This is a genomic window from Brasilonema angustatum (genome assembly GCF_059505445.1).
Genome location: NZ_JCACKO010000013.1, coordinates 39076 through 62445 on the forward strand (window position 1 = coordinate 39076; position 23370 = coordinate 62445).

Below are 23370 nucleotides of genomic sequence, written 5' to 3' on the forward strand. Positions count from 1 at the left end.
CGAAGCCGTTGGGTATTTCTTAATTGCCTGGTCTAAACTTCAGTTCGCAGTCCCTTGCCCAGAGGGAAGCGCATGGTCTGCTTTTGCTCTGGAGGCTCCCCAATGTTGAGGCATTGTTGAAAAATACTTCTAGTATCCCAAACATCCTCTGAGGAATACTGCTTTGTTCGACAAAAACTTGAATCCGTTCGCAGGTTAAGAATCTGCTTTTCGCTCAATTACGTGTGAACCATAAGATATTGACCATTCCCATTATATTCACCATCGCACGTCGCAAAAATCGTCCCCAGCATCAGCAAGTAGAATCGCCAAATGCGACGGAACTTGGCATAGTCCATGCCATAGTCTAAGTGTTTGATGCTCTCTTGATGGTCGTCAAATCGCCGTAACCAATCTGTCAGCGTTTTGTGATAATTCATGCCGTTTATGTACCACTGACTGATGGTTTTCAGGTCTCGATTGTGGTTTGGAATAGCATCATAATTCCAGTAGCGACCATGTGGAAAAATATACTTATGCGTGAAGCCAGACGACATATTGTTAGGAATGCGAGCGGTGATGATGTGAATAAACACTCTACCGCCACTCTTTAAGAGGGATGCCAGTTTTTGGAAGGCATTGGTGAGATTGCCAACATGTTCAAAGACACCAATTGAGAGAATTTTGTCGAAATTCTCTGCAAATTGAGCATCATTTAGATCGCCTTCATAAAGCGTGAACCGACCAGAACTCAAATAGCTCTCAGGGTCTTGCATTTTACTGCGCATGTACTCACATTGTTCATGGCTCAAATTCAATCCGGTAAATCGCACATTGGGAAACTTAGACAGAATGTAGTTAGGTACGCAACCCCAGCCGCAGCCAAAATCCAAAATGTTATCGCCATCTTTTATTTCTAGCCGCTCAATTATTTGATCGATCATGTGCTTTTGAGATTCTTCTAAATCGACAGCGCCACGCTCCCACAATCCCATGCTGTACTTAGGGTAAATTAATTTCCAATCTCCCAACATTTGGTTCAGCATTGCTTGTGGTAAGTCATATTGAACCTTCATTAGTTCGCGCGAGCCTTCAGCAATATGATCCGTTTCGTTTAAGACCCATTCGTAGGGAGCAAGCAGACCAGGACAATGCTGAAATAACAGCGGCATGGAGGAATTGATTAGCGAGCGATAGACTGAATCTGGTATTTCTAATCCATTAACGTAGGCTTCTCCCAATGCCATTTGAGCTGCGTTGATCACTCTGGCTGCTCCTCGCGTTGCCTTATAGGCGATCAGCGTTTTGAGATTGATATCGCCCATGATGGGAAGATACTTTTGAATATTTCTAAATGTGTTTGCAGATGTCATTTTTGCTTCTCTCCACTTAAAGTACTGGTCAGTTAATCACTTGTGCAGTCCATTGTGGGACAACGAATAAAAACATCAGGTGAGGAAGACTCTGGTACTTGCATCGCGCTCAAAGAATGTTTCTAGAACTTACGCATTGACGTAAAGCTCGCCGGAGGAAGCTTCCCCCGGCAGACTTTACAAAATTTTGATTGTGTGAAAATCACCATAGTCGGCATAAATCACTTCAATAAAGTCGGGGTTATTACCTTGTGAGGACATAAGCCTTCCTTCTACTTCTTATTTAGATGTAAGTGAAATCAACTTATGCACACTGCGGAAGATTCATATCTTGCACCTATCCGTATAACCCTAGGCTTAGTCAAAAATAGCGCAAGAAAGTTACATCGTTTTTCTTGGTTTTTCTGAGGAAAACATAGGATTCAAGATTAGTACTGAGTTTTAAAATAACATTAATTTTTTTATGCAAGACGTAAGAAGATGAACGTGGATTGTAGATAGAGTCAAGCATTTTGCCGCTGTAGTACAATAGATCCGCAAATACAAACAATATTTCCACGCGTTCGCGCGCGTTATGCATAATCCAGTCTTTTTGTACAGTGCGTAAGTCCTAGTTTCATCTTTCGAGAGATTATAGACACCTTGATTATAGACACCTTGAAGGATTACGTAACTGCAATAGGACTTACGCACTCGCGACGAAAAATAAGGCTTTGCGATTGCTTCCCTATGCCTAACGGCACGCGCAAGGGACGGTCGCAATGACAGAAGTGCGTTATTTTTGCGTAAGTCCTGTGCAAGCAAGATTTAGATCGATATCTCCACTTCAGTTCCAAGTGCTAAGTGTTGATGGTTCCGGTCTTTAGCGCGAGCAATAAGTTCTGTTTCAGACGGCACTCTAATCTTTGATGCTAGATTAAGAAATTCAAGCAGTTTGATCAACCAAAATGTTGGATCTGGCAAATAAACAACTTGACCTACTCGCAAGGTTATACCGTGTCGGGCTGATGATTGAAATGCATGATGCAGATTATGCCAGCCTTCACCCAAAGTCAGAACTGCGACGAGCCAGTTGTTTCGACTGTAATCGTTGGTGCTAAACGGTTGATCACCAGCGGTGTGGGTCAGTGAGTTAACCGTTGCGACTCCGTGAAAGAGGAGGGTTGTGCTGAGGAAAAAAGCAGTAAGATAGTCTACTCCACCCATAAGGTACGAGATTGCACCGAGCGCAATCATGGGAATGAAGTGCAATCGATCAACCATCCTCAAAACCACATCATTTTCAACATCAGCAGGCAACTTTGCAGGTAAAAACTCTGAAGAGAACAGCCATCCAGCTTGAGACCACCAGAAGCCTTTGATCCCTTTAAACGGTCGATACGGCGAATGCGGGTCGTGATCCTGGTCGGAAAATTGATGATGCTTTGTATGGTGAGCTTTCCACCAACTCGGTCCCATTTGTCCACCAGCAGCAGCGACAATGCTACCAATCCATAGCACTAGCGCTGGAGCTTGATAGCTTTTGTGTGTCAGCAACCTGTGGTAAATGCTAGTAGTGGCAAACATTCGGATGACATACAGTAACAATGTCCAAGTGATCGCCCCCCAGGATAAGCCAGTGAAAATCACGAGTAGTGCACCAACATGACTCACGACGATCAACGTAGGACCGATGATGTAAGAAATAACAGTGAGTTGAGAATACGGCTTCATTAAGCGTTTAGTTTCCTTAAACTGCAAGCCACAGAGCCAGTCCAGTAGAAGTAATTGACGTGAAATGCAGAATATGCAAGTGTGTTGAAATCCAATATTTAGGCGCTCAGTTTTAATGCGATACGCTTTGCGTCAAGCAAGCGGGCTTATCGCTCTTAACCAGACCGAAAAATTTAACTACAAATAGGCGTTTTGACCGGATCACATCATTTTTTTTGTCAACATATATTAGTGGACTGGCGCTCTAGGAATACAATATCCAAATTCTGCCTAGTTGACTTGTACCGCGCGGCGTAAATACGCTTACCATTTTTTTGTAGTCTGTATACAAGAAATTTGAGTCAAAATAATGGTTGGTTTACTTCCGCCATATTGTAGCATTTTTTGGCAAATTAATCAATGAAAATAGCAAATTATGTAACTTTTATTTGCAAAGTATTTGAACGAAGCTAACTTGAAGAAGTAACCACGGCAATACCCTATAGCAATTCCAAAAAAAGTACTATAAAACACTAAAAGTGAAAGCTTTAAAATGTCTTTTCACAAATCAATAACGCTCATTTACATAATTAATAAAAAACAAGCAAAAATTATTTTTTAAATAAAGTATATTTGACTGAAAAAGAGGATAAGTAAGATAAGTGGGATAAGTAAGTATCTTATACAAACTATTGATTTGCCAGAAAATTCATGATATGTCTAAAAAAAACAGTGGCCGTACAACTTTTTCATTAAATATTTACCGAATAAAATAATTATAAAAAAAATCTTTTGATTATATTCTTTTTGGTATTTTCTGCCGAAAATATTTAGTTAAGGAGTTGACAATAAAGCTGAATAAATCTTTTGTAATCCTAGTAGTTGGTATGTTTTCTGTATCAACGCTCTCTTTGTTCATGAATTTCAATTTAGGTTCATCATGGAGTGCGTTCGATAATATTTCGCGCACTTAGAGGATGTTAGAAAAGTCGGCTACAGAGTCAAAAAAACTCTCAACGAAGACAGAGCAGTTTGAACGAAGCTAGAGGGAGCCAAACAGGTACTTTAGAGGTTAAACAGATGGCAAAACTGCCTCGGTTGTAACCATTTTTTGGGTAGATGGCGGTTTATGATAGCAATCCGTTTATGCAATGGGTGATAAATCTTGTCACTGGATTGTATAGGTGGTGCTGTGACTGCAATGGTTCAAGCCTTTTGTCTTATTACCCAAACAGTGGGTAGTGGAGGGTACCAAAAGCTTGCTCAATCTGTGTCAGAGTTTGAACAAAGACTACAACCTATTACCGCTAAACAGTAGAAATATTTGTCTACATTGCCATGATGCGTATTGTGGTGAGGCGATTGGCATGACTTTTTTCCCTTAATGACTTTTCAAACATCCTTTTAGAACTTGGCTGATAGACATTACAGATCATTGACTTTTTCTATTTTGTAAACCAAGGTAAGCAAGAAATTAATATGAGATTTTCTGATCTGAGTCAGTTTGAGGATGATTTGTTAATTGAAACAGATTTATGTATAGTTGGTAGCGGACCGGCTGGTCTATCTATTGCAAAAGAGTTTGCTGGGACGAAGATTCAAGTGTGGATTTTAGAAAGCGGTGGCTTTGAGAAAGAGGGTGATACGGAAGCCTTGTGTAAAATCGAAAATGTAGGAGTTTCACGAAAAGACAATACTCGTAATCGGCTTTATGGTGGAACCTCACATACATGGACAGGTAGATGCGCCCCTTTTAATCCCACTGATTTTCAAAAACGATCTTGGATCCCCTACTCAGGATGGGATCTTAAATACGAGGAATTAGAACCATTCTTAGAACGAGCAGGAAAAAATTTGGGACTTGGACCAAATTGTTATGACAATCGACTTTGGGAGTTGTTTAAAGTTTTGCCTGCTACACCTAATATAGACTCAAAATTTTTAGACACGACATTCTGGCAATTCAGTAAGAGTCTTAAGGAACGAGGAGAACCAATAAGGTTTGGACGCGATTTTTTCATTGATAATAGTCCAAATATTGAAGTTCTTTTGCATGCCAATGTAACCCATATTAATACAAATGAATTGGGGACTTGCTTTGAATCAGTTGAAGTGAGAACCTTAGAGGGTAAGCGTGCGTTTGTGAAAGCAAAAGCTTTAGTGCTATCCTGTGGCGGGATTGAAAATGCGCGACTACTTTTAGCCTCCAACCGAACCATTCCTAATGGAATAGGGAATCAAAATGATGTGGTTGGTAGATTTTTAATGGATCATAGTTTGTGTGTCATTGGTTCTTTTGCTCATCACTCTGCCTACAGTGTACGAAATAGATTTGGACATTATTTGATAAAAAATAAACAACAGACTCATGTTTATCTACATGGATTATCACTAAGTCCAAAAATTCAGGAGCAAGAAAACCTATTGAGATGTGATGCTTATCTAGAAGAATACAATCCACTACCAAACGATTCTTGGTCAGCAATGAGGCGACTTAAAAGTACTCTCCGAAAACGAGAGTTGATCAAGCAATCAACTCAAGATATATTCACGATCTTGTCTAGTTTTAGGGAGATAAGCTCAGGCTTTCACCGCCGTTACGTCAAGCGCCGTCCTCCACTCATCAAAGTTGAACGTATTGAACTTCACTGTATGCTAGAGCAGTTACCTGATCCAGAAAGTCGTATTACTCTTTCTAGCAACCAAAAAGATAGATTGAATATGCCACTAGCCAAGGTAAATTGGAAAGTAAATTCGTTGGAACGACAAACTGCTCAAAGAATGAGTCAATTAATTACGCAAGAATTTCAAAGAATTGGCTTTCCTGCACCGCATCTTTCTAGTTGGTTAAACAAGGAAGAAAATTGGCAGGAAAACTTTGAGGATAAAGCCCACCACACGGGGACAACGCGGATGTCAGCTAACCCGAAGGAAGGTGTTGTGAATTTAAATTCTCAGGTTCATGAAGTAAATGGTCTGTTTGTTGCGGGAAGCTCTACATTTCCTACTTCAGGTACTGCTAATTCTACGTTAATGATTGTTGCGTTAGCATTGCGTTTAGCAGATCATTTAAAATACAACTACTTTAGAGCCTCATAAAAAATGGTGTTGCGTAATGCATGAATCAAAAATACCATCCATTTGTTCGCTTAAGTGCAAAATGTAGGGTCTAAACTTCAGTCTTAAACGAACCGTATTAACCAGACTCCCGTGTTGAGCAACGGTTCACACGGGAGTCTGGTTAGTCGTTTGTTAATCACTAACGACTAACTATTTGAATTTGTCGGTTGTCCGGAAACAACGGGAGCAATAGTACTCAATTTCAATTCTGGATGGTCTTCCTGTAATTGGTTACAATTCCATTCATTGCGGAATAATAACACTGGACGCCCCATGCTGTCTTTTACTGTTGTTGTATTAAAGACACGTCCGATTTTATTCAAGGCTTCCCAGCCGCCCTCAACCCAACGCGCGACACTGTAAGGCAACAACTCTAGCAGAGTTTCCACTCCATACTCATTTTGCAACCGAAACTGTACCACTTCAAATTGCAACTGACCGACTGCAGCCAAAATTGGGTCGCGTTTGGCTTCATCCACTGAGTACATAATTTGTACAGCCCCTTCTTCGCGCAATTCTGAAACACCTTTTTGAAACTGCTTGAATTTAGAAGGGTTTGGGTTACGCAAGACTGCAAATAACTCAGGCGAGAAATAAGGAATACCCTCATACTCCAACTTTTGCCCAGTATAAATGGTATCACCTATCGCAAACACACCAGGATTATTCAAACCAATCACATCACCAGCGTAAGCAACATCTATAGATTCCCGTTCTTGAGCAAATAATTTCTGTGGACGGGATAAGCGAATCGTTTTGCCAGTGCGGGCGTGACTGACTGTCATATCTTTTTCAAACTTGCCTGTACAAACACGGATAAAGGCGACGCGATCGCGATGTTTCGGATCCATGTTTGCCTGAAGTTTGAAGACAAACCCAGAAAACTCTGGGTATATAGGTGTAACTTCGCCAACACTGCTGCTATGAGGACCAGGTTTGAGGGCATAATTAAGAAAGTCTTTCAAGAATAACTCAACCCCGAAGTTGGTCATGGCACTACCAAAGAAAACGGGCGTCATTTTGCCTTGATGAACCAATTCCAAATCTAATTCGGGTCCCACTCCTTCTAAAAGTTCTATATCGTTTTTGAGTTGGTAGTACAAATCTTGTTCTAAAAGTTCTTCTATTCTGGCATCGCCTAAGTCAACGACTGTATCGACAGCTTCGCGACTTCCGTGGGCGCTTCTTTCAAACAGGTGTATTTGTTGTTCTTTGCGATCGTACACACCTTTGAAGCGATCGCCCATGCCAATGGGCCAATTAACAGCATAAGTTATCAGGCCCAATTCCTGCTCAATTTCGTCCAACAATTCCAAAGGTTCCCTTCCTGGACGATCCAGCTTATTCACAAACGTGAAGATGGGTATACCGCGCAGCTTACACACTTCAAACAACTTCCGTGTCTGGGGTTCTAAACCTTTTGCCACGTCAATAAGCATCACAGCATTATCTGCCGCTGCCAAGGTACGATAGGTATCTTCACTAAAATCCTGGTGTCCAGGCGTATCCAATAAATTTATCTGACAGTCCTGATATTCAAACTGCAATACTGTAGAGGTAATCGAAATACCTCTTTGCTGTTCCATTGCCATCCAGTCAGAGGTTGCTTTACGCTGTGCCCGTCTAGCCTTAACTGCGCCAGCTTCATGAATGGCTCCTCCGTACAATAATAGCTTTTCTGTCAGTGTCGTTTTCCCAGCATCTGGGTGAGAAATAATTGCAAAGTTGCGACGGCTATCAACTGCTTTGTGTAGTTCTGACTCAAGTTCAGTAGACATAATGCTATTTGATTACTTGTAACTTAACTTAACTTAACTTTTTTCAACTTTAGTAAGTCTTTTAATCTTAAGACAACAACGCCTATGTAGTGGTCGTTATATAATAACCAAGTCAAACTGAAGGAGAAAAAAACAGTGTACGATCCAGATAAGCGAAAGATTTTATCAGCACTGAGTCATGGTGCAATTTTCTTGAGCGCTACCTTTGTGTCTGTAGGTCTACCCATCGCTATACTCTTTGTGTCTGAAGATCCAGTTGTCAGGGAAAATGCTAAAGAATCCATTAACTTCCACTTTAATGTATGGCTTTATGGAGCTATTGTGACAGGATTGATGTGGATCACCTTCGGTTTGCTGTTACCACTAGCAGGTCTATGGTTTCTAGTCCATTGGGGACTCACAATTTGGGCGGTTTACCATGTTCTTACCGATCCAGATCTACCCTTCCGCTATCCCTACATTTTCCGGGTTTTTTAGTTATTTGTCATCAGCCACTCGTTAGTCATTCATCAAAAAACTCGCGCGACTAGTGAGCTTTTCATATTGGACTAATTACGCGCACATCACCATTAAATTTTAATTACGTCCAAAAGGAGAAATAGAGGTAATTTTTAAGATTTTTGTTTGACGATATAGCTGTAAAATACAAAATTACCCCACAGCGTTACAAACAGTAGGGCAGAGGAGCTACCGGGGGTTTGCCCCGACTTTTTGCAAATTGCGTGACAATTAAGCGCTTTTTGCACAATCTCTGACTACAAAGCGTTTGTGTCCTATGATTTGTGACGCTTTGTTTTGTGTCCATTTTGTATTACTCAGTTCACAAAAATTTATGTTTCCTACCCATCGCCCTCGTCGTCTGCGTACCCATCCACAACTACGCCGCATGGTACGCGAAACTGTTTTAACCACTAATGATTTAATTTACCCTCTGTTTGCTGTACCAGGTGAAGGAATCGCGAATGAAGTCAGATCGATGCCTGGAGTCTACCAACTTTCGATAGACAAAATAGTGGAAGAGGCAAAGGAAGTTTATGACTTAGGAATTCCTGCCATTATTTTGTTTGGTATTCCTGCAGATAAAGATGTTGATGCCACTGGCGCATGGCATGATTGCGGTATTGTTCAAAAAGCAGCGACTGCTGTCAAAGAAGCAGTACCAGACTTGATTGTGATTGCTGATACTTGTCTGTGCGAGTACACCAGTCATGGACACTGCGGTTATCTACAAGTGGGTGATTTAACCGGACGAGTTTTGAATGATCCAACGCTGGATTTACTTGGAAAAACAGCAGTTTCCCAAGCTAAGGCTGGGGCAGACATCATTGCTCCTTCTGGAATGATGGATGGCTTTGTACAGGCAATTCGTAGCGCTTTGGATGAAGCGGGATTTCATGATACCCCGATTTTGTCGTATGCTGCGAAATATGCTTCAGCTTACTATGGCCCATTTCGAGATGCAGCAGATTCTGCCCCACAGTTTGGCGATCGCCGCACATACCAAATGGACCCCGGTAACTCTCGTGAAGCTCTAAAAGAAATTGGGCTAGATATCGCCGAAGGTGCGGATATGCTCATGGTGAAGCCAGCTTTGGCATACATGGATGTTATCTGCCGTGTTAAGGAAGCTTGCAACCTGCCTGTTGCCGCTTATAACGTCTCTGGTGAGTATTCTATGGTGAAAGCTGCAGCTTTAAACGGCTGGATTGATGAACAGCGTGTGGTGATGGAAACTCTGATCGGCTTTAAACGCGCTGGAGCAGACTTGATTTTAACTTACCATGCCAAAGATGCAGCGCGGTGGTTGCGATAGGCGGTGAGTTTTGCCTCAAGTGCTACAACGTGAAGTTTTAATAACTTTGCTTGATAATCTCACATCAAACCGCTAGGGCAAAGAGCAAATCTAGGTGTCTTTGTGGCTGGGTGTGAGATTATCCTTTAACTGGAAGATAAATTTGAATGCCAATACTTTTTCGACGACAGATAAATTTACACTATTAGTAGGGCAAACGTTGTCAACTAGCAACTTTTGGCGGGGGTGAGGGCGATCGCCCGTTTGCCAAATACGTAACTAATAGATTATAAAATAATATAGTTAACAAATAATCCTCAGTTGGCTTTTTTACGTCAATTGATTTAATAAATAAGTACTATAGTTTTTTAAAGGGAGCATTGGCTATGGATATGCAAGTCCTGAGAGAGCGTGCGGGACTTAGCCGCGCAGAAGTTGCCTTCAGGCTTGCAATAAGTGAAACGAGTGTGCGCAACTGGGAAGCAGGGCGTACAGAACCAACCATGACACCCAAAAAATATTTAGATGCATTGCGGCTGTTTAAATGCACACCAGAAGAACTGGCTGCTGCTAGCGAAAAATCCATCAATCAACGACATAAGCGTAAACCAGGAAGACCCAGAAGATTTCCTGAAAGTTCAGTTAATTCGTCTCCTCCGGTGAATCAGGTAACCCAGGTTAATCAAGTTAATGATTCCCCGAGTTTCCACTTAAATGAAGTTGGATATTAATCAGGGAAGAGGGAACAGGCAACAGGCAACAGGAAAGAGGGAACAGGGAACAGGGAACAGGGAACAAACACTGGTCAGTGGTAACTGGTAACTGCTAACTGTTCAAGTACTTGCTGTCACATCGCCTATAATTTTAAACGCAAGACAAGCAACTCGTGCGTTCGCGTGCGTAGCGGCATACTTTGCAGCATCGCTCACCATCTTAGGGAGCAGATGCGCGTTAAGATTCTAAAACAATAGTCGCAATATAAAAGTCTAATGGCAGAAACACTGTTCTTCAACGCTTTACGGGAAGCCATTGATGAAGAAATGGCCCATGACGCAACTGTATTTGTTCTTGGTGAAGACGTAGGACACTATGGTGGTTCCTACAAAGTGACCAAAGACTTGTACAAAAAATATGGCGATCTCCGGCTTCTAGACACCCCGATCGCCGAAAACAGCTTTATGGGTTTAGCAGTTGGGGCAGCAATGACTGGGTTGCGACCAATTGTTGAAGGTATGAACATGGGTTTCTTGCTTCTTGCCTTCAACCAAATATCTAATAACGCCGGAATGCTGCGTTATACTTCTGGCGGTAACTTTAAAATTCCAATGGTTATTCGTGGTCCTGGAGGTGTGGGCAAGCAGCTTGGTGCAGAACATTCCCAGCGTCTAGAAGCATACTTCCAAGCTGTACCAGGGTTAAAGATTGTTGCCTGCTCTACAGCTTACAACGCCAAAGGATTGCTCAAATCAGCTATTCGTGATGATAACCCAGTGTTGTTCTTTGAACACGTTCTGCTTTACAACTTAAAAGAAGATTTGCCAGAAAAAGAATATCTGCTGCCTTTGGATAAAGCAGAAGTTGTACGTTCGGGCATTGATGTCACAATCCTGACTTACTCACGCATGCGACATCATGTAATGCAAGCTGTCAAAACATTGGAAAAAGAAGGTTATGATCCAGAAGTCATTGACCTGATATCACTCAAACCGCTAGATTTTGATACTATTGGTGCATCTGTAAGAAAAACTCATCGAGTAATTATTGTGGAAGAGTGCATGAGAACAGGGGGCATTGGAGCGGAATTAACTGCCTCTATTAATGAACGCTTGTTTGATGAATTGGATGCACCTGTATTGCGACTTTCTTCCCAAGATATTCCCACACCTTACAATGGAACTTTAGAAAGATTAACTATCGTTCAACCAGAACAAATTGTTGAGGCTGTGGAAAAAATGGTAGCTTTGCGCGTTTAGGAGGTGGAATTGGGGAGTGGTTAGGAGTGAGTAGTTGATGATGTAAAATATCAACAGCAAAAGACTAACAATCTACAATCCCCAATTCTTTGTAAAAGTTGTCACTCAAAACTGTTAACTTATAGGTCACAACTCTTCCAAAGAGCGCTATCATAGCCTTTGTCGCAGCAAGTAAGGGTATGCAAAGACAGCGATCGCTATTAGTTTTAATTTTAGTTTTGGTAATCGCCGCAATTGCGGTGATTGCTACAATTCCTGTCTCTCTGGGATTAGACTTGCGGGGAGGCTCACAACTCACAATTCAAGTAAAAACGACACCGGAAATTAAACAAATCACCGACCGAGAATTAGAGGCTGTCAAAAAAGTCGTCGAAGGTCGCATCAATGGTCTAGGCGTTTCGGAACCAGTTATCCAAACTGCAGGTCAAGACAAAATATTAGTACAATTGCCGGGGGTCAACGACCCACAGCAAGCAGAACGAGTACTGGGAGGTACAGCGCAGTTAGAGTTCAAAAAGCAAAAGCCAAACACAGAAATTCAACTGAATACATTTTTCGCATCAAAAACACAATTGAAAGCAAAGCAAGCAGAACTACGAAAGACTAACGACAAAGCTACAATTGAAAAAAATCAGCAAGAACTACAAAAGAGTAATTCAGCGATCGCTGAATTATTTGAAAGCACAAACCCACCACTAATTGGTAAGTACCTCAAGGACGCTTATGGTGAACCAACTCAAAGCAACAACTGGAATGTAGCCATTCGCTTCGATGATAAAGGTGGTGAATTATTTGGCGAACTGACAAAACAACTTGCTGGTACTGGGCGCAGCATAGGTATCTTTCTAGATAACGAACTGATCAGCTATCCTACCGTCGGTCCGGAATTTGCCGCATCTGGTATCAGTGGAGGAGCTGCTGTGATTACAGGTCGATTTACTTCACAGGAAGCCAATGACTTAGGCGTACAGCTACGCGGTGGTGCACTACCTGTACCTGTGGAAATCGTAGAAAATCGTACAGTAGGAGCGACCTTAGGTAAAGATAGCATTCAACGTAGCATCTATGCTGGCATAGGTGGTCTGGTGTTAGTATTAATCTTTATGGTGGCGTACTATCGACTACCAGGTATAATTGCTGATATTGCTTTAGTCATCTACGCCTTGCTAACATATGCAACCTTCGTTCTACTGGCTGTCACTTTAACTCTTCCTGGCATTGCTGGATTCATCCTTAGTATCGGGATGGCAGTTGATGCTAACGTGCTGATTTTTGAGCGCACTCGTGAAGAACTACGAGCTGGCAAAAGCCTGTATCGTTCGGTAGAGGCTGGATTTTACAGAGCTTGGTCTAGTATTTTAGACTCTCACGTGACAACTTTAATTTCCTGTGCAACGCTTTTTTGGCTTGGGGCAGGTTTAGTCAAAGGCTTTGCTCTAACATTGGCATTAGGATTGCTCGTGAACTTGTTTACATCCATCACTTGTAGTCGTACGTTGCTGTTGGTGGCAATCGGATTTCCTAACTTGCGCAAGCCGGAACTGTTTTGTCCTAATCTGGCAATGTATACTAAGTCTGAGCCGGAGGCGGTACAATGAAAATTAGTGTCATCAAACAGCGTTTTCTATGGTGGGCACTTTCCGGTGCTCTCATTCTCAGCGGTATCATTGCGATGGTGATTTCTTGGCAGACGTTAGGCGCACCTCTTCGTCCTAGTCTGGACTTTGTGGGTGGTACGCGCTTAGTGTTTGAACGGGATTGCACAATTGCGCAAAACTGTGCAAAGCCAATTGAACTTTCATCTGTGCGGGAAGTAATGGATGCTCAAGGATTAGGCAACAGCAGCATCCAAGTTGTCGGTCAAAACCAACAGGCAGTATCAGTCCGCACTGAGACGTTAAATGTTGAGGCACGCACAAAGTTACAAACAGCTTTGAGCGAAAAATTGGGAGCATTTGACCCCAAAGCAACTCAGATTGAGACTGTTGGTCCTACTCTGGGTCAGGAATTGTTTACCAGTGGAATAACCGCTTTAATTGTCTCGTTTCTCGGCATTATTATTTACCTGAGCGTGCGCTTCAAAACCGATTATGCCGTGATTGCGATTATTGCCTTGTTGCATGATGTCCTAATTACGACGGGAATTTTCTCGATTTTGGGATTAGTACAAGGTGTTGAGGTTGACAGCCTGTTTGTCGTTGCGATATTGACGATTACTGGTTTTTCGGTGACAGATACGGTAGTCATTTATGACCGGATTCGGGAAATTCTCAACCAACATCCGAATGACCCTATTAACCAAGTTGTAGATGATGCCATCAATCAGACACTGACGCGATCGCTTAACACCACTTTCACGGTGCTGCTGACCTTGTTTGCCTTATTCATATTTGGCGGCGAAACCTTGAGAAACTTTGCCCTCGCTTTGATTATTGGTTTTGCAGTGGGCGCTTATTCTAGTATTTTTGTCGCTGGTCCCTTGCTCGCTTTATGGCGGGGAAGATCACCAACGCGAATCAATCCGACATAATAGATGATTCATCATGATTAGTTATTAGTCACTCCTTAATCTATGGCTCAACCGGAAGAACCACCAAAAACTAGCTGGTACACAGACGAAAGTGATGCGTCTTTTGCAAAACAAGTACAAAAGCTACACCAGCTAGAGGTGTATAGCAGGTGGTTGTTTGTTGGCTTTTTATGGTTGACAATCGCGCCTTTTTGTGTATGGGAGTTACGAGGCGAAATTGTTCTGTGGCGACAATATTTTACCTGGGTAGCTGTGCGATACGGGCTGTACTACCATTTATTGGCTAGTCTTGGTCTGTTTTTTTGTCTTGGTATGACCGTTGCGGTTCTGATTTGGCAAAGTCGGAATATTCTATTCGGACTACCACTGCAGGAAAAGGAACGCTTAGAACAACAGGTTTTCCGGATACGTCAGCAAGGACCAAGTCATCCTTTCTGGAAATGGGTTTGTAGTTAAATGAAAATATTAACTTTTTTTAAGATTACAATTGATACAGGTATAGCACTATCTTACAAAATCGGATAAAAAGGTAGCGAATATACTCCAACGATTCGGTAACATCCATGAACTCTAGTCACAATCAGATTCGATTTAGCGATCGCAAGTCTAAAATGGACCTTTATCAGATTCAACAGCTGCTAAACATTTCTGCTTTCTGGGCAAATAATCGCAGCATTGAAGATTTAGGCATCGCCATTGCAAACAGCGACCCTGTGATTACCGTTTGGGATGGAGAACGATTAATTGGTTTTGCCAGAGCAACATCTGATTGTGTTTATCGCGCAACTATTTGGGATGTTGCCATTCATCCAGAGTACCGTGATACTGGACTGGGAAGTAAGTTGGTGGAAACTGTTTTGAGCCACCCGCGCATGAATCGTGTTGAGCGTGTTTATTTGATGACAACTCACAAGCAGCGGTTCTACGAAAGGATTGGTTTCCAACAGAATTCTACCACCACAATGGTCTTATATAACCAACCTAAATTTAATTCTCTTAGTGTAGATGCTCAACTTCAGGAATCACTAGGGGGATAGAGACTTGTAGCCTCGTCACTTCATCAGCTTGTTCCTCAAGGGCGGGAGAGGGAACTACTTGTAACTTTCCCCCCATGACTTCCAAAAGAGTTTGATTGAGTAGAAGCTTCATTCCTGGCAAGAGAATATCATTTTTATTGTCAGTTTCAGGTGAGTTGTTTTTCGGCGTCATGAAATCTATCGGTTCACTTAGGGAAGTTGCATGGGTTGGTACATCCAACCAAATATGAACGCAATCACTTGTGTGCCCAACATGAGCAGAAATACAGATGCTGCCTTCCTCCATTTGATCAATGCAACTTTCCACTAAAGTGACTAATACTTGTCGCAGCCAGTAGGGATCTGCAAGTATATATATTTCTGGATTTGGCGGTAGAACTTGAAAGGGGAAATTGCGATTTTCCGCCAGCATATAAGTCAAATCATGAACTTCTTGCAACAATTCGGATAAGTTTAAAGGCTGAATGTGTAATTTGTTTGTACCATGTTCGACTCTAGCAACGCTAAGAATTTCATCAATCAGCTTGAGCAACTTTAGCGCTCGCTCATGAGCTTGAGCGATAAACTCTCGTTCTTCCTCTGGATTTTCACATAGATCAGATAAGATTAACTGATGCAAGCCAATCAGACCATTTAAGGGCGATCGCAACACATGAGTCGTTCGCGCCAAAAACCCCGCCTTAAACTGGCTTATTTCTCGTGTCATATGATACGCTAGCTGCGTTTGCTTCATCTGTTGCAGGAGTATTGGCGTAGCCTGTTGTTCATCTTCCGATAAGACTGTCGATGAGCTAGAAGATACCTTTACCTGTGCAAATAACCCACGAACAGCAATCCCTATTGCTAGTCCTGCTCCTAGATAGACCCAGTTTCCAACATTCATAATTTAGCAATAATGACCTTTTTCATTGACCATACAGACATAAGACAAAGTTCCGAAGTTTCCATTTCACCAGTTTCCAACAAAGTCCTCAAAGACTGGATTTCTAGGTACAGATGAAAGTTCATCTGTTTCTCATCCAGTTTGAGGCTGAACAGAAAACTTGAAATTGTTTATACACAGCACTTTGTTCTGAACACTGCGATGATCCTTATTCTTAATACTGAGTTGATGGGGAGCATCCGACAAACCAAGCTTACATCCGACATTCCCCACTCCCCACTGTCATAATCTGTTTGATCGTATTTATATTTATAATTATGGATGTATTTTATACGAAAGTGGAGTTATTTGGGATACCTATCGCCAATTTCCAAATCTTCAAAGGTTCAAAATTCCTAGTGCTCGACTTTAGGGTGCGGAATGTGGGTTACAAGTAACAAAAAATCCAGCTGTAGGATACGGCTGGATTTTTATTTTTTGGATTTTCCTTAAAAACATGGAAGTCATCTTCCATGCTTATGCGAACGGTTAACTAAAGTTATACAGGCTAGAAAAATCTACCCTTAGAATTTTTACGGTGAATGCCAATGACTGCTGGACGCGGTATACCTGTTGCTTGATTGCTACCACCATCACTAGCAGGAATATTGCTTGGCCAGCTACTACCACGGGGTACCGTGCGTGTCTGGTCGAAGGTAGTACCGCTCAAATCCAATAGCTGGAGACTGCGACTCAGTTGTGTACCATCGTTCACTGGAGAGTCTTCGCCGGGATGCTGTACGGAAAGAAACAGTGTATCACCGACTAAAGTTGGTCCGGTCATCTCACAACGAACTGGACCTTGAGCGAAGGGTATCACAACTCCTGCATTGGGACCACTGGTGGGAATGCAGAAAAACCAGTTATTACCGAAGACGCCGGTAAAAGTGGAAACGTTACCTGTAGCGGAGTGGTCAATTTTATTTTCAGTTGGAATTGCACCGACAGTAAAACCGTTGTGGGTATCGGTGGACATATCAATACAACCCCAGACGTTTCCTTGATCGTCAATTACGAGGTTATCCACATTGGCAAAACCAGCGCCGTACTCAGAACCAGCTTCCCCGCCCTGGGCGAATCTCTCCCAGCGGAAAGTCGTACCTGTACCGTCTTGACTATCGTCAATAATCTTGTAAAGTCCCCCAGATTGTTGAGTCGCATTATTGTCAGCACTTAACTTAGCAACTTGGAAGATGCGCGAATCAGGGTAGCCATCGCTTCCAGGTGCGCCGTCGGTGTAAGCAATAAACACTTCTTTGGTGCGTGGATGTACTTCTAGATCTTCGGGACGTGCTGTGGGGGTTCCTCCAGCTAAGTTAGCAGCTAAGAAGGCGTCAGCAAGAACAGCACCTTGAGTGGGGTAGAAGTCGGAAAGCTTTTTGTTTTGATAATCGCTGAGGGCAGTTGCTTCGTTTTTGCGATCGCAGTTGAAAGCACCACCATCAGTTGTTTGTTCAGCAATGCCTTTACGTCTAGGCAGTTTCAATAGACCATCTCTTTGTGCTGAGCCTAAAGCGTCGTATTCTACAGAAGATATCACTGATGGGGCAATCGGATTGGTAGGAGTCTGTAGGTTTAAAGCGATCCACTCGCCAGTACCATCTGGATTGAAACGAGCAACGTAGAGAGTACCACTTTCCCACAACTGGCTATTGCTTCTATCTTCGAGTGAGGAGATTGTACCATTGCTGACAAATTTCCAGGTGTGTCCGCCGCGTCTGTCATCTCCCATGTAGGCGACTAACTTGTTTCCCGCTTCAGCACGGACACCAACGTTTTCGTGGCGGAAGCGACCTAAGGATGTATGCTTACGTGGACGGAAATTGGGGTCTTCAGGAGCAACTTCTACAATCCATCCGTATTTTTCTCCAACTAGACCAAAGGTTTCACCAGTAGTTCCTTTGGTGTAGGCTGTTTGTGTGCCATCAGGTTTGACAAACTCTGTGACACCAACGAAAGATTCCTCACTTCCTTGGAAGTTTTCTTCTCCAGAGAGGATTGTACCCCAAGGAGTTGTACCACCAGAACAGTTATACCCTGTACCAATGATTTTCTCACCCAGTCCATCGGAACTGAGAGGAAAAACTTCCTTTGCAGCAGGTCCAGTTCCAATGAGATACTTGTCATCACCTTGTTGGTAACTCAAACCTCCCCAAGAGGTGACTTTCTCATAGCCATCTTTACGTTCTTTGTTGATTCCTAAGCCAGAAAGACCGTGAACACGACGGTTCTTGGAGTCTTTAACGACGCGGTAACGCCCATCAGCGTTACCGCGTCGAGAAATGCGGACAATCGAGCCACCAACGTTGTATAAAAATTCTCCATCAACTTCAATATTTCTGGTGGTAGGTAAAGCCCGCCCAATCACTTGAGCAAAGACACCAGGAGTTTCTTTGAGATTTGTAGGTATCCCCGGTGCTAAACCAGAAATTGGGTAGCTGACATATTCATGATTCACCCACAAATAACCATCGGCTGCTTTGCCTTTGCCAATAGGTATGAAGGCGGTGTAGTCGTTGTTGTAGCCGAAATACTCTTCGGGGTTTGGAAAAACGCGATCGCCCCAACTAACAATAACGTACCGCTCATACTCTGGAGCTACCACAACGTCATCAACGACGTTGTAGCTAGCTAACTTCACATCAGGTGAAGCATCAAGAGTTTTTCCCTGTCCGATTTCTGTGGGTAAGTAGTTCTTCTGTTGCTTGTAAATTGGCAGAGGATGTGGTAAGCGTACAGGTGTAAAACCTAGAGGTGCGAATTTTACTTGTCTTGCATCGACAGTACCACCTAAAACTTGATCTGCCAGTACAGCACCAGCAGCACCAGCAAAGAATAGAAGTACTTGTCGGCGACTCAACTTAGACATACAATTTCCCTTTTGCGCTCTATCTCTGCTGTTATATAAGTTGTCTTATAAGACAAATGGATGACAAAAAAGCCTAATCATTGCCAGCAAAACTCTAGGCGAAATTTCATTTGTCTCACCTAGAGAAAAAAACAAATACCAGTGGATACGAAATTTGCTTGAAAAAAGCTTAGAACGAAATCCACACAACATGAGCATATACGAGAATGTATAATTTCTAAGTTAAGACCAGGTAATGTCTTAGTTAATAATAGTTTATTTACTGATTGATTCTCATAAAGTTAATAACAGTGGTTTGAATTATTGGGAATTAGAAAAAATATTATTTGATGAATTAACTTGTGAATTGATAAAAGTTTTTGGTAGTTTTTTATTATGTATTGAAACTCTATTTGTGACTTTGATATTAGCTTGAAAAGTCGAATTCGTATCCATCAACACAAGATTCTTCTTAAGTGTGTTATATTAGGCATTGATCATTGGCTTATGTATAGTGTATAATACAGCACTTCAAGTTGAGAGGTATCCAATGAATAATGGCGAAACCAAGCTTTTCTGAAATTGTAATGATACATTATCAACAAAGAGTTATAGATGAACTACTATCTACAAGTGGTTTGTGTTAAAGAAGTTAGGAAAGTTAGTCCATGCCTCTAAGATCTACTCAGCTAAAAGTACCGTATCAACTCAAACACCGATTCACTCATGTGTTGGCATCTGTGCCCTTGTTGCTTGCTTTTGCTGTCTTTTTAAGTGTGATTTGCTCTCAAAGCCCGACTCTGCTACTTTGCTTGCTCGTGGGCACGATCGCAATAGCAGTTATTCAGCAAATAGGACAAGCGATCGCTCTACCGAAACCTTGGCTCATATTACTTCAAACTCTCGTATTTTCAGCAATACTCAGTTTCTTTTGGATAGACTACTTTAGTGATCCAGCAGCAGCTCAATTTTTCGGAAAAGCAGAAACATTTTTCAAAAACAATTTAACCCAAGGTTCCCAACAAACCGGTGCAGCTGCCGCAGTGAGTTTGGTGTTTAATGTTTTAAGAGCACTTTACTTACTCTACATTGCTGTTGCTCTGATTGGTGTGATTAACGCCGTTCGCAAAGATGAAGATTGGCAAGTCGTCGCCAGAACACCGTTGTTGGTAGTGATTGCTGTGACTGTTGCTGATGTGTTGACCAGCTTTATCGTTGGTAGTCAATGATTAAGTCAGGAATTTGTTATGACTGATGAGCGAGATAGAGAATTTCGACCTGTCAACCAAATTTTAGGAACCCAACCTTCCTTAGGACCAATTCCTGCTGACCAAATTTTTCCTTGGACGATTATAGCTCTAGTTTCCTACATGATTGTGAATGGCATCTTTGGAGGTGTCTTCTCTGATGAATGGCAAAAATGGTTGTGGACAGTTTTAATTGCAGGGTGGGGAATAGCAACTTGGTGGATACTAACAGGTGGTAGAAGTTGGCGATTTTTGAGCAAATTTATCGGTGTTCCGACCTGGACAAGAGGTACTGCTCGTTATAAAAGTTTTCTAGAATTCCATTATGAAAGAAAAAATAGGAAAACAAAGCGTAGGGATCGCAGGTCAAGAAAATAGACTAACACCTTTTGAAGATGCTTTAAATCTTGCCACCATGCTGCGTATTGCAGTTGATGGCAGAGATGTTGGTGCTTACATTTTAACCAAAGGTAGCCAAAGAGATAGATTTTGCTTTGTTTTTGGATTTGAATGCAGAGGCATTCATACCACTTTAAGAACAGAGCAAATAGATACAATTTGTAACAATATAGAAGCTGGTTTAAAAGACCTTCCACCAGAAGAAAGAGTGACTTTTCATTTGGGGTCTTTTTCTACAGATACAAAACGCCAACAAGAACTCGCATCTCTTGTACAGAAAACCCAATCGCCTAGTATACAGTACTTGCTGACCTCTGAAAGAGCCAGAACACAACAACTGACTCGCGCTGGTATCCGAAAACCAAAATTTCTGCGAGTGTATGTAACATATACTGTAGAACCAGATGCTTCTGCTGCTGATGATTGGATTGAGAAGTTTTTGGCAAGGGCTGAGTCTTGGTGGTCATCATTTAAAGGTGAAGCAGCAGAAAGAGAAAACCAACGATTAGAAACTTTGATTTCTAATGCTTATACTGAAGGATTTCGGCGTTGGGAACAGATTTTATCTAACAAATGGGGTTTGGATATTAAAGCGTTGACGGCAATTGACTTATGGCAGGAAGCTTGGCGACGATTTAATAGTACTGAACCGATAGATATTCCCCAATTATTAGTTTTAAATGAAAAGGGACTTCATGAAGAAATTTATTCGGATTTATCTAGCAGCAAATTACTATTAGAAAATATCCATAGCACCACTTTATTGATGGAGTCAGATGTACCTGTTGCTGACCGTGAATGGGTGAATATTAAAAATCGCTATGTTGGCGTGATGACGTTTCTGGAAAAACCGGGAGGATGGCAAAGTAAAGCATCTCAACTGCGTTATTTATGGGAACTGGTTGCTAGGGATGCGATTGTAGATACGGAGATTTTTTGTGAGTTAACGGCGGCGAATCCAGCGATAGTCAAAACGACATTACAACGGGTGCTGAAACAATCGAATGTAACGTCAAAAGTTGCACAAGAAAAAGGTAATACGATTGATGTCGGCGCACAATTAAAATTGAGAAAATCTGTGGCGGCGCAAGAACAAATTTATGAAGGTGCGTTGCCAATTTATACAGGAATTGCTATTCTTGTTCATCGCCAAAGCCGAGAGAAATTGGATGAGGCGTGCAGGTATATAGAAAACTGTTTTCAACGTCCGGCACAAGTTATTCGAGAAACTGAATATGCTTGGAGAATTTGGTTGCAGACACTGCCAATTGTTTGGGACATACTGTTAGCAAAACCCTTCAACCGTCGTCAATTGTATCTCACAAATGAAGTGTGGGGATTGATACCTTTGGTAACAACGAGGGCGGGCGATCGCAAAGGCTTTGAATTAATTGCAGATGAAGGAGGAACACCACTTCATTTAGATTTATTTAACCAGCACAAAAATTTAGCGTTATTTGCCACAACTCGCGCGGGTAAATCGGTATTGGTGTCAGGAATTTTAACCCAGGCTTTGGCACATAATATGCCTGTCGTAGCCTTGGACTTTCCGAAACCAGATGGTACGTCTACCTTTACCGACTATACAGAATTTGTTGGAGAGAAAGGAGCTTATTTTGATATTTCCAAACAATCCAATAATTTGTTTGAACAGCCAGACTTGCGGTTCTTGAATGAAGAAGAACAGCGAGAACGCTTTCAAGACTACGCCGCTTTTCTTGAGTCGGCGTTGATGACAATGGTACTGGGTTCATCCACTGGTAATCAACTGCTGGCGCAAACAGTGCGATCGCTTCTGAATTTAGCCTTAAATACCTTCTTCGCCGACGAGGGGATTCAAAAGCGCTATCATGCAGCGATATTAGAAGGATTTGGGACTGAAGCTTGGCAAAAAACTCCGACTTTAAGAGATTTCATCATCTTTTGTTCGCGCGATCATCTTAACCTGAATACTATAGGTGGCAGAATTGATGATGCACTCGAAGTTATCAATCTCCGTTTGCGCTTCTGGGTGGAAAGTCGAGTCGGACAAGCTGTTTCTGCACCTTCGAGTTTTCCAACTGATGCTCAATTGTTAGTTTTTGCATTGAGAAACTTATCAGATAACGAAGATGCTGCATTGCTATCCTTAAGTGCTTATTCTGCAGCACTGCGACGTGCTTTGAGTAGTCCCGCCTCGATATTCTTTATTGATGAAGCACCAATTCTGTTTGAATTCGACCAAATTTCTGATTTGGTAGGTAGACTTTGCGCGAACGGAGCAAAAGCCGGGGTAAGAGTTATTTTATCAGGACAAGATCCTGATACAATCGCCAAATCTAAAGCTTCTTCTAAGATTCTGCAAAACCTATCAACAAGATTAATTGGTCGGATTCAACCCGTTGCTGTTGATAGTTTCGTAGATATCTTAAAATATCCTCGCGAAATTATTGCTCGCAATGCGTCAGAAGGTTTTTTCCCTCGTAAAGAAGATATTTATAGTCAATGGCTGCTTGATGATAATGGCGTTTATACTTACTGTCGTTATTACCCAGGCTACGAACAGTTAGCTGTCGTGGCGAATAATCCTGATGAACAAGCTGCACGTAATCAAGCAATGCAACGATATGGAGATAAATTTGAGGCGGTTTCTCATTTTGCGCGTCAATTGATCGGGTCAATTCGTGGTTATTAAAGGGAG

General features: G+C 42.0%; 18 protein-coding genes. 12 read left to right on the forward strand and 6 right to left on the reverse strand.

The features are described from left to right. Positions 1-218 precede the first annotated feature (218 nt). A complete protein-coding gene (locus AC5JM2_RS03360; protein WP_495833497.1) occupies positions 219-1352 on the reverse strand; it encodes an SAM-dependent methyltransferase in 1134 nt (377 codons plus the stop codon). Between the two features lie 807 nt (positions 1353-2159). After that, a complete protein-coding gene (locus AC5JM2_RS03365) occupies positions 2160-3065 on the reverse strand; it encodes an acyl-CoA desaturase (RefSeq protein ID WP_495833498.1) in 906 nt (301 codons plus the stop codon). 1458 nt (positions 3066-4523) lie between these two features. On the opposite strand from AC5JM2_RS03365, the gene AC5JM2_RS03370 reads away from it, so the two are divergent. Next, positions 4524-6143: a GMC oxidoreductase gene (locus AC5JM2_RS03370; protein ID WP_495833499.1), complete on the forward strand. Its 1620-nt coding sequence runs from the start codon at positions 4524-4526 to the stop codon at positions 6141-6143. A gap of 167 nt (positions 6144-6310) precedes the next feature. Here the strand turns inward: AC5JM2_RS03370 and prfC are convergent, their stop codons facing one another. After that, complete coding sequence (gene prfC / locus AC5JM2_RS03375; protein WP_495833500.1) at positions 6311-7942, reverse strand: peptide chain release factor 3; 1632 nt, start codon at positions 7940-7942, stop codon at positions 6311-6313. A 135-nt stretch (positions 7943-8077) separates the two neighbouring features. Between prfC and AC5JM2_RS03380 the strand changes: the two genes are divergently transcribed. From AC5JM2_RS03380 to AC5JM2_RS03415, 8 genes are all read left to right on the forward strand, one after another. Continuing rightward, positions 8078-8419, forward strand: a complete 342-nt coding sequence (locus AC5JM2_RS03380) for a DUF4870 domain-containing protein (RefSeq protein WP_495833501.1) — start codon at positions 8078-8080, stop codon at positions 8417-8419. A gap of 355 nt (positions 8420-8774) precedes the next feature. Then, entirely contained in the window at positions 8775-9755 is a 981-nt protein-coding gene (gene hemB / locus AC5JM2_RS03385; protein WP_495833502.1) for a porphobilinogen synthase, read from the forward strand. Positions 9756-10120: 365 nt separating this feature from the next. Continuing rightward, positions 10121-10465, forward strand: coding sequence for a helix-turn-helix domain-containing protein (locus AC5JM2_RS03390; RefSeq protein WP_495833503.1), 345 nt, complete (start codon positions 10121-10123; stop codon positions 10463-10465). A gap of 258 nt (positions 10466-10723) precedes the next feature. Next, positions 10724-11707 (forward strand): alpha-ketoacid dehydrogenase subunit beta, encoded by a 984-nt coding sequence (locus tag AC5JM2_RS03395; protein ID WP_495833504.1) that lies wholly within the window; start codon positions 10724-10726, stop codon positions 11705-11707. Positions 11708-11886: 179 nt separating this feature from the next. Continuing rightward, positions 11887-13305, forward strand: a complete 1419-nt coding sequence (secD, locus tag AC5JM2_RS03400) for a protein translocase subunit SecD (protein ID WP_495833505.1) — start codon at positions 11887-11889, stop codon at positions 13303-13305. Further along, positions 13302-14237 carry a protein translocase subunit SecF gene (secF, locus tag AC5JM2_RS03405; RefSeq protein WP_495833506.1) on the forward strand — a complete coding sequence of 312 codons (936 nt, stop codon included), beginning with the start codon at positions 13302-13304 and terminating at the stop codon, positions 14235-14237. The genes secD and secF overlap by 4 nt, the downstream gene beginning before the upstream one ends. Before the next feature lie 42 nt (positions 14238-14279). Continuing rightward, positions 14280-14693 carry a hypothetical protein gene (locus AC5JM2_RS03410; RefSeq protein ID WP_495833507.1) on the forward strand — a complete coding sequence of 138 codons (414 nt, stop codon included), beginning with the start codon at positions 14280-14282 and terminating at the stop codon, positions 14691-14693. Positions 14694-14800: 107 nt separating this feature from the next. Beyond that, the gene (locus tag AC5JM2_RS03415) at positions 14801-15274 is read left to right on the forward strand and encodes a GNAT family N-acetyltransferase (RefSeq protein ID WP_495833508.1); all 474 of its coding nucleotides are present in this window, start codon (positions 14801-14803) and stop codon (positions 15272-15274) included. On the opposite strand, the gene AC5JM2_RS03420 is transcribed toward AC5JM2_RS03415, so the two are convergent. The 3 genes from AC5JM2_RS03420 to AC5JM2_RS03430 form a co-directional block, all read right to left on the reverse strand. After that, positions 15234-16157: a sensor histidine kinase gene (locus AC5JM2_RS03420; protein WP_495833509.1), complete on the reverse strand. Its 924-nt coding sequence runs from the start codon at positions 16155-16157 to the stop codon at positions 15234-15236. The two genes, AC5JM2_RS03415 and AC5JM2_RS03420, sit on opposite strands and share 41 nt — an antisense overlap. Beyond that, the gene (locus AC5JM2_RS03425) at positions 16154-16282 is read right to left on the reverse strand and encodes a hypothetical protein (protein ID WP_495833510.1); all 129 of its coding nucleotides are present in this window, start codon (positions 16280-16282) and stop codon (positions 16154-16156) included. The genes AC5JM2_RS03420 and AC5JM2_RS03425 overlap by 4 nt, the downstream gene beginning before the upstream one ends. Before the next feature lie 422 nt (positions 16283-16704). Next, positions 16705-19065, reverse strand: coding sequence for a PhoX family protein (locus AC5JM2_RS03430; RefSeq protein WP_495833511.1), 2361 nt, complete (start codon positions 19063-19065; stop codon positions 16705-16707). A 647-nt stretch (positions 19066-19712) separates the two neighbouring features. Here AC5JM2_RS03430 and AC5JM2_RS03435 point away from each other — a divergent pair. The 3 genes from AC5JM2_RS03435 to AC5JM2_RS03445 are packed head-to-tail and all read left to right on the forward strand — an operon-like array spanning position 19713 to position 23364. Continuing rightward, complete coding sequence (locus AC5JM2_RS03435) at positions 19713-20273, forward strand: hypothetical protein (RefSeq protein ID WP_495833512.1); 561 nt, start codon at positions 19713-19715, stop codon at positions 20271-20273. 18 nt (positions 20274-20291) lie between these two features. Beyond that, complete coding sequence (locus tag AC5JM2_RS03440) at positions 20292-20669, forward strand: hypothetical protein (protein WP_495833513.1); 378 nt, start codon at positions 20292-20294, stop codon at positions 20667-20669. Then, positions 20617-23364: a putative type IV secretion/conjugal transfer ATPase gene (locus AC5JM2_RS03445; RefSeq protein WP_495833514.1), complete on the forward strand. Its 2748-nt coding sequence runs from the start codon at positions 20617-20619 to the stop codon at positions 23362-23364. The genes AC5JM2_RS03440 and AC5JM2_RS03445 overlap by 53 nt, the downstream gene beginning before the upstream one ends. Positions 23365-23370: the final 6 nt, after the last annotated feature.

What these genes read in the sequence shown, in the direction of transcription:
- AC5JM2_RS03435 (WP_495833512.1), top strand. Translation starts at nt 19,713, where the DNA reads ATGCCTCTAAGATCTACTCAGCTAAAAGTACCGTATCAACTCAAACAC.
- hemB (WP_495833502.1), top strand. Translation starts at nt 8,775, where the DNA reads ATGTTTCCTACCCATCGCCCTCGTCGTCTGCGTACCCATCCACAACTA.
- secD (WP_495833505.1), top strand. Translation starts at nt 11,887, where the DNA reads ATGCAAAGACAGCGATCGCTATTAGTTTTAATTTTAGTTTTGGTAATC.
- AC5JM2_RS03445 (WP_495833514.1), top strand. Translation starts at nt 20,617, where the DNA reads ATGAAAGAAAAAATAGGAAAACAAAGCGTAGGGATCGCAGGTCAAGAA.
- AC5JM2_RS03420 (WP_495833509.1), bottom strand. Translation starts at nt 16,157, where the DNA reads ATGAATGTTGGAAACTGGGTCTATCTAGGAGCAGGACTAGCAATAGGG.
- AC5JM2_RS03410 (WP_495833507.1), top strand. Translation starts at nt 14,280, where the DNA reads ATGGCTCAACCGGAAGAACCACCAAAAACTAGCTGGTACACAGACGAA.
- AC5JM2_RS03415 (WP_495833508.1), top strand. Translation starts at nt 14,801, where the DNA reads ATGAACTCTAGTCACAATCAGATTCGATTTAGCGATCGCAAGTCTAAA.
- AC5JM2_RS03390 (WP_495833503.1), top strand. Translation starts at nt 10,121, where the DNA reads ATGGATATGCAAGTCCTGAGAGAGCGTGCGGGACTTAGCCGCGCAGAA.
- prfC (WP_495833500.1), bottom strand. Translation starts at nt 7,942, where the DNA reads ATGTCTACTGAACTTGAGTCAGAACTACACAAAGCAGTTGATAGCCGT.
- AC5JM2_RS03395 (WP_495833504.1), top strand. Translation starts at nt 10,724, where the DNA reads ATGGCAGAAACACTGTTCTTCAACGCTTTACGGGAAGCCATTGATGAA.
- AC5JM2_RS03365 (WP_495833498.1), bottom strand. Translation starts at nt 3,065, where the DNA reads ATGAAGCCGTATTCTCAACTCACTGTTATTTCTTACATCATCGGTCCT.
- AC5JM2_RS03440 (WP_495833513.1), top strand. Translation starts at nt 20,292, where the DNA reads ATGACTGATGAGCGAGATAGAGAATTTCGACCTGTCAACCAAATTTTA.
- AC5JM2_RS03370 (WP_495833499.1), top strand. Translation starts at nt 4,524, where the DNA reads ATGAGATTTTCTGATCTGAGTCAGTTTGAGGATGATTTGTTAATTGAA.
- AC5JM2_RS03360 (WP_495833497.1), bottom strand. Translation starts at nt 1,352, where the DNA reads ATGACATCTGCAAACACATTTAGAAATATTCAAAAGTATCTTCCCATC.
- AC5JM2_RS03430 (WP_495833511.1), bottom strand. Translation starts at nt 19,065, where the DNA reads ATGTCTAAGTTGAGTCGCCGACAAGTACTTCTATTCTTTGCTGGTGCT.
- secF (WP_495833506.1), top strand. Translation starts at nt 13,302, where the DNA reads ATGAAAATTAGTGTCATCAAACAGCGTTTTCTATGGTGGGCACTTTCC.
- AC5JM2_RS03425 (WP_495833510.1), bottom strand. Translation starts at nt 16,282, where the DNA reads ATGAACTTTCATCTGTACCTAGAAATCCAGTCTTTGAGGACTTTGTTG.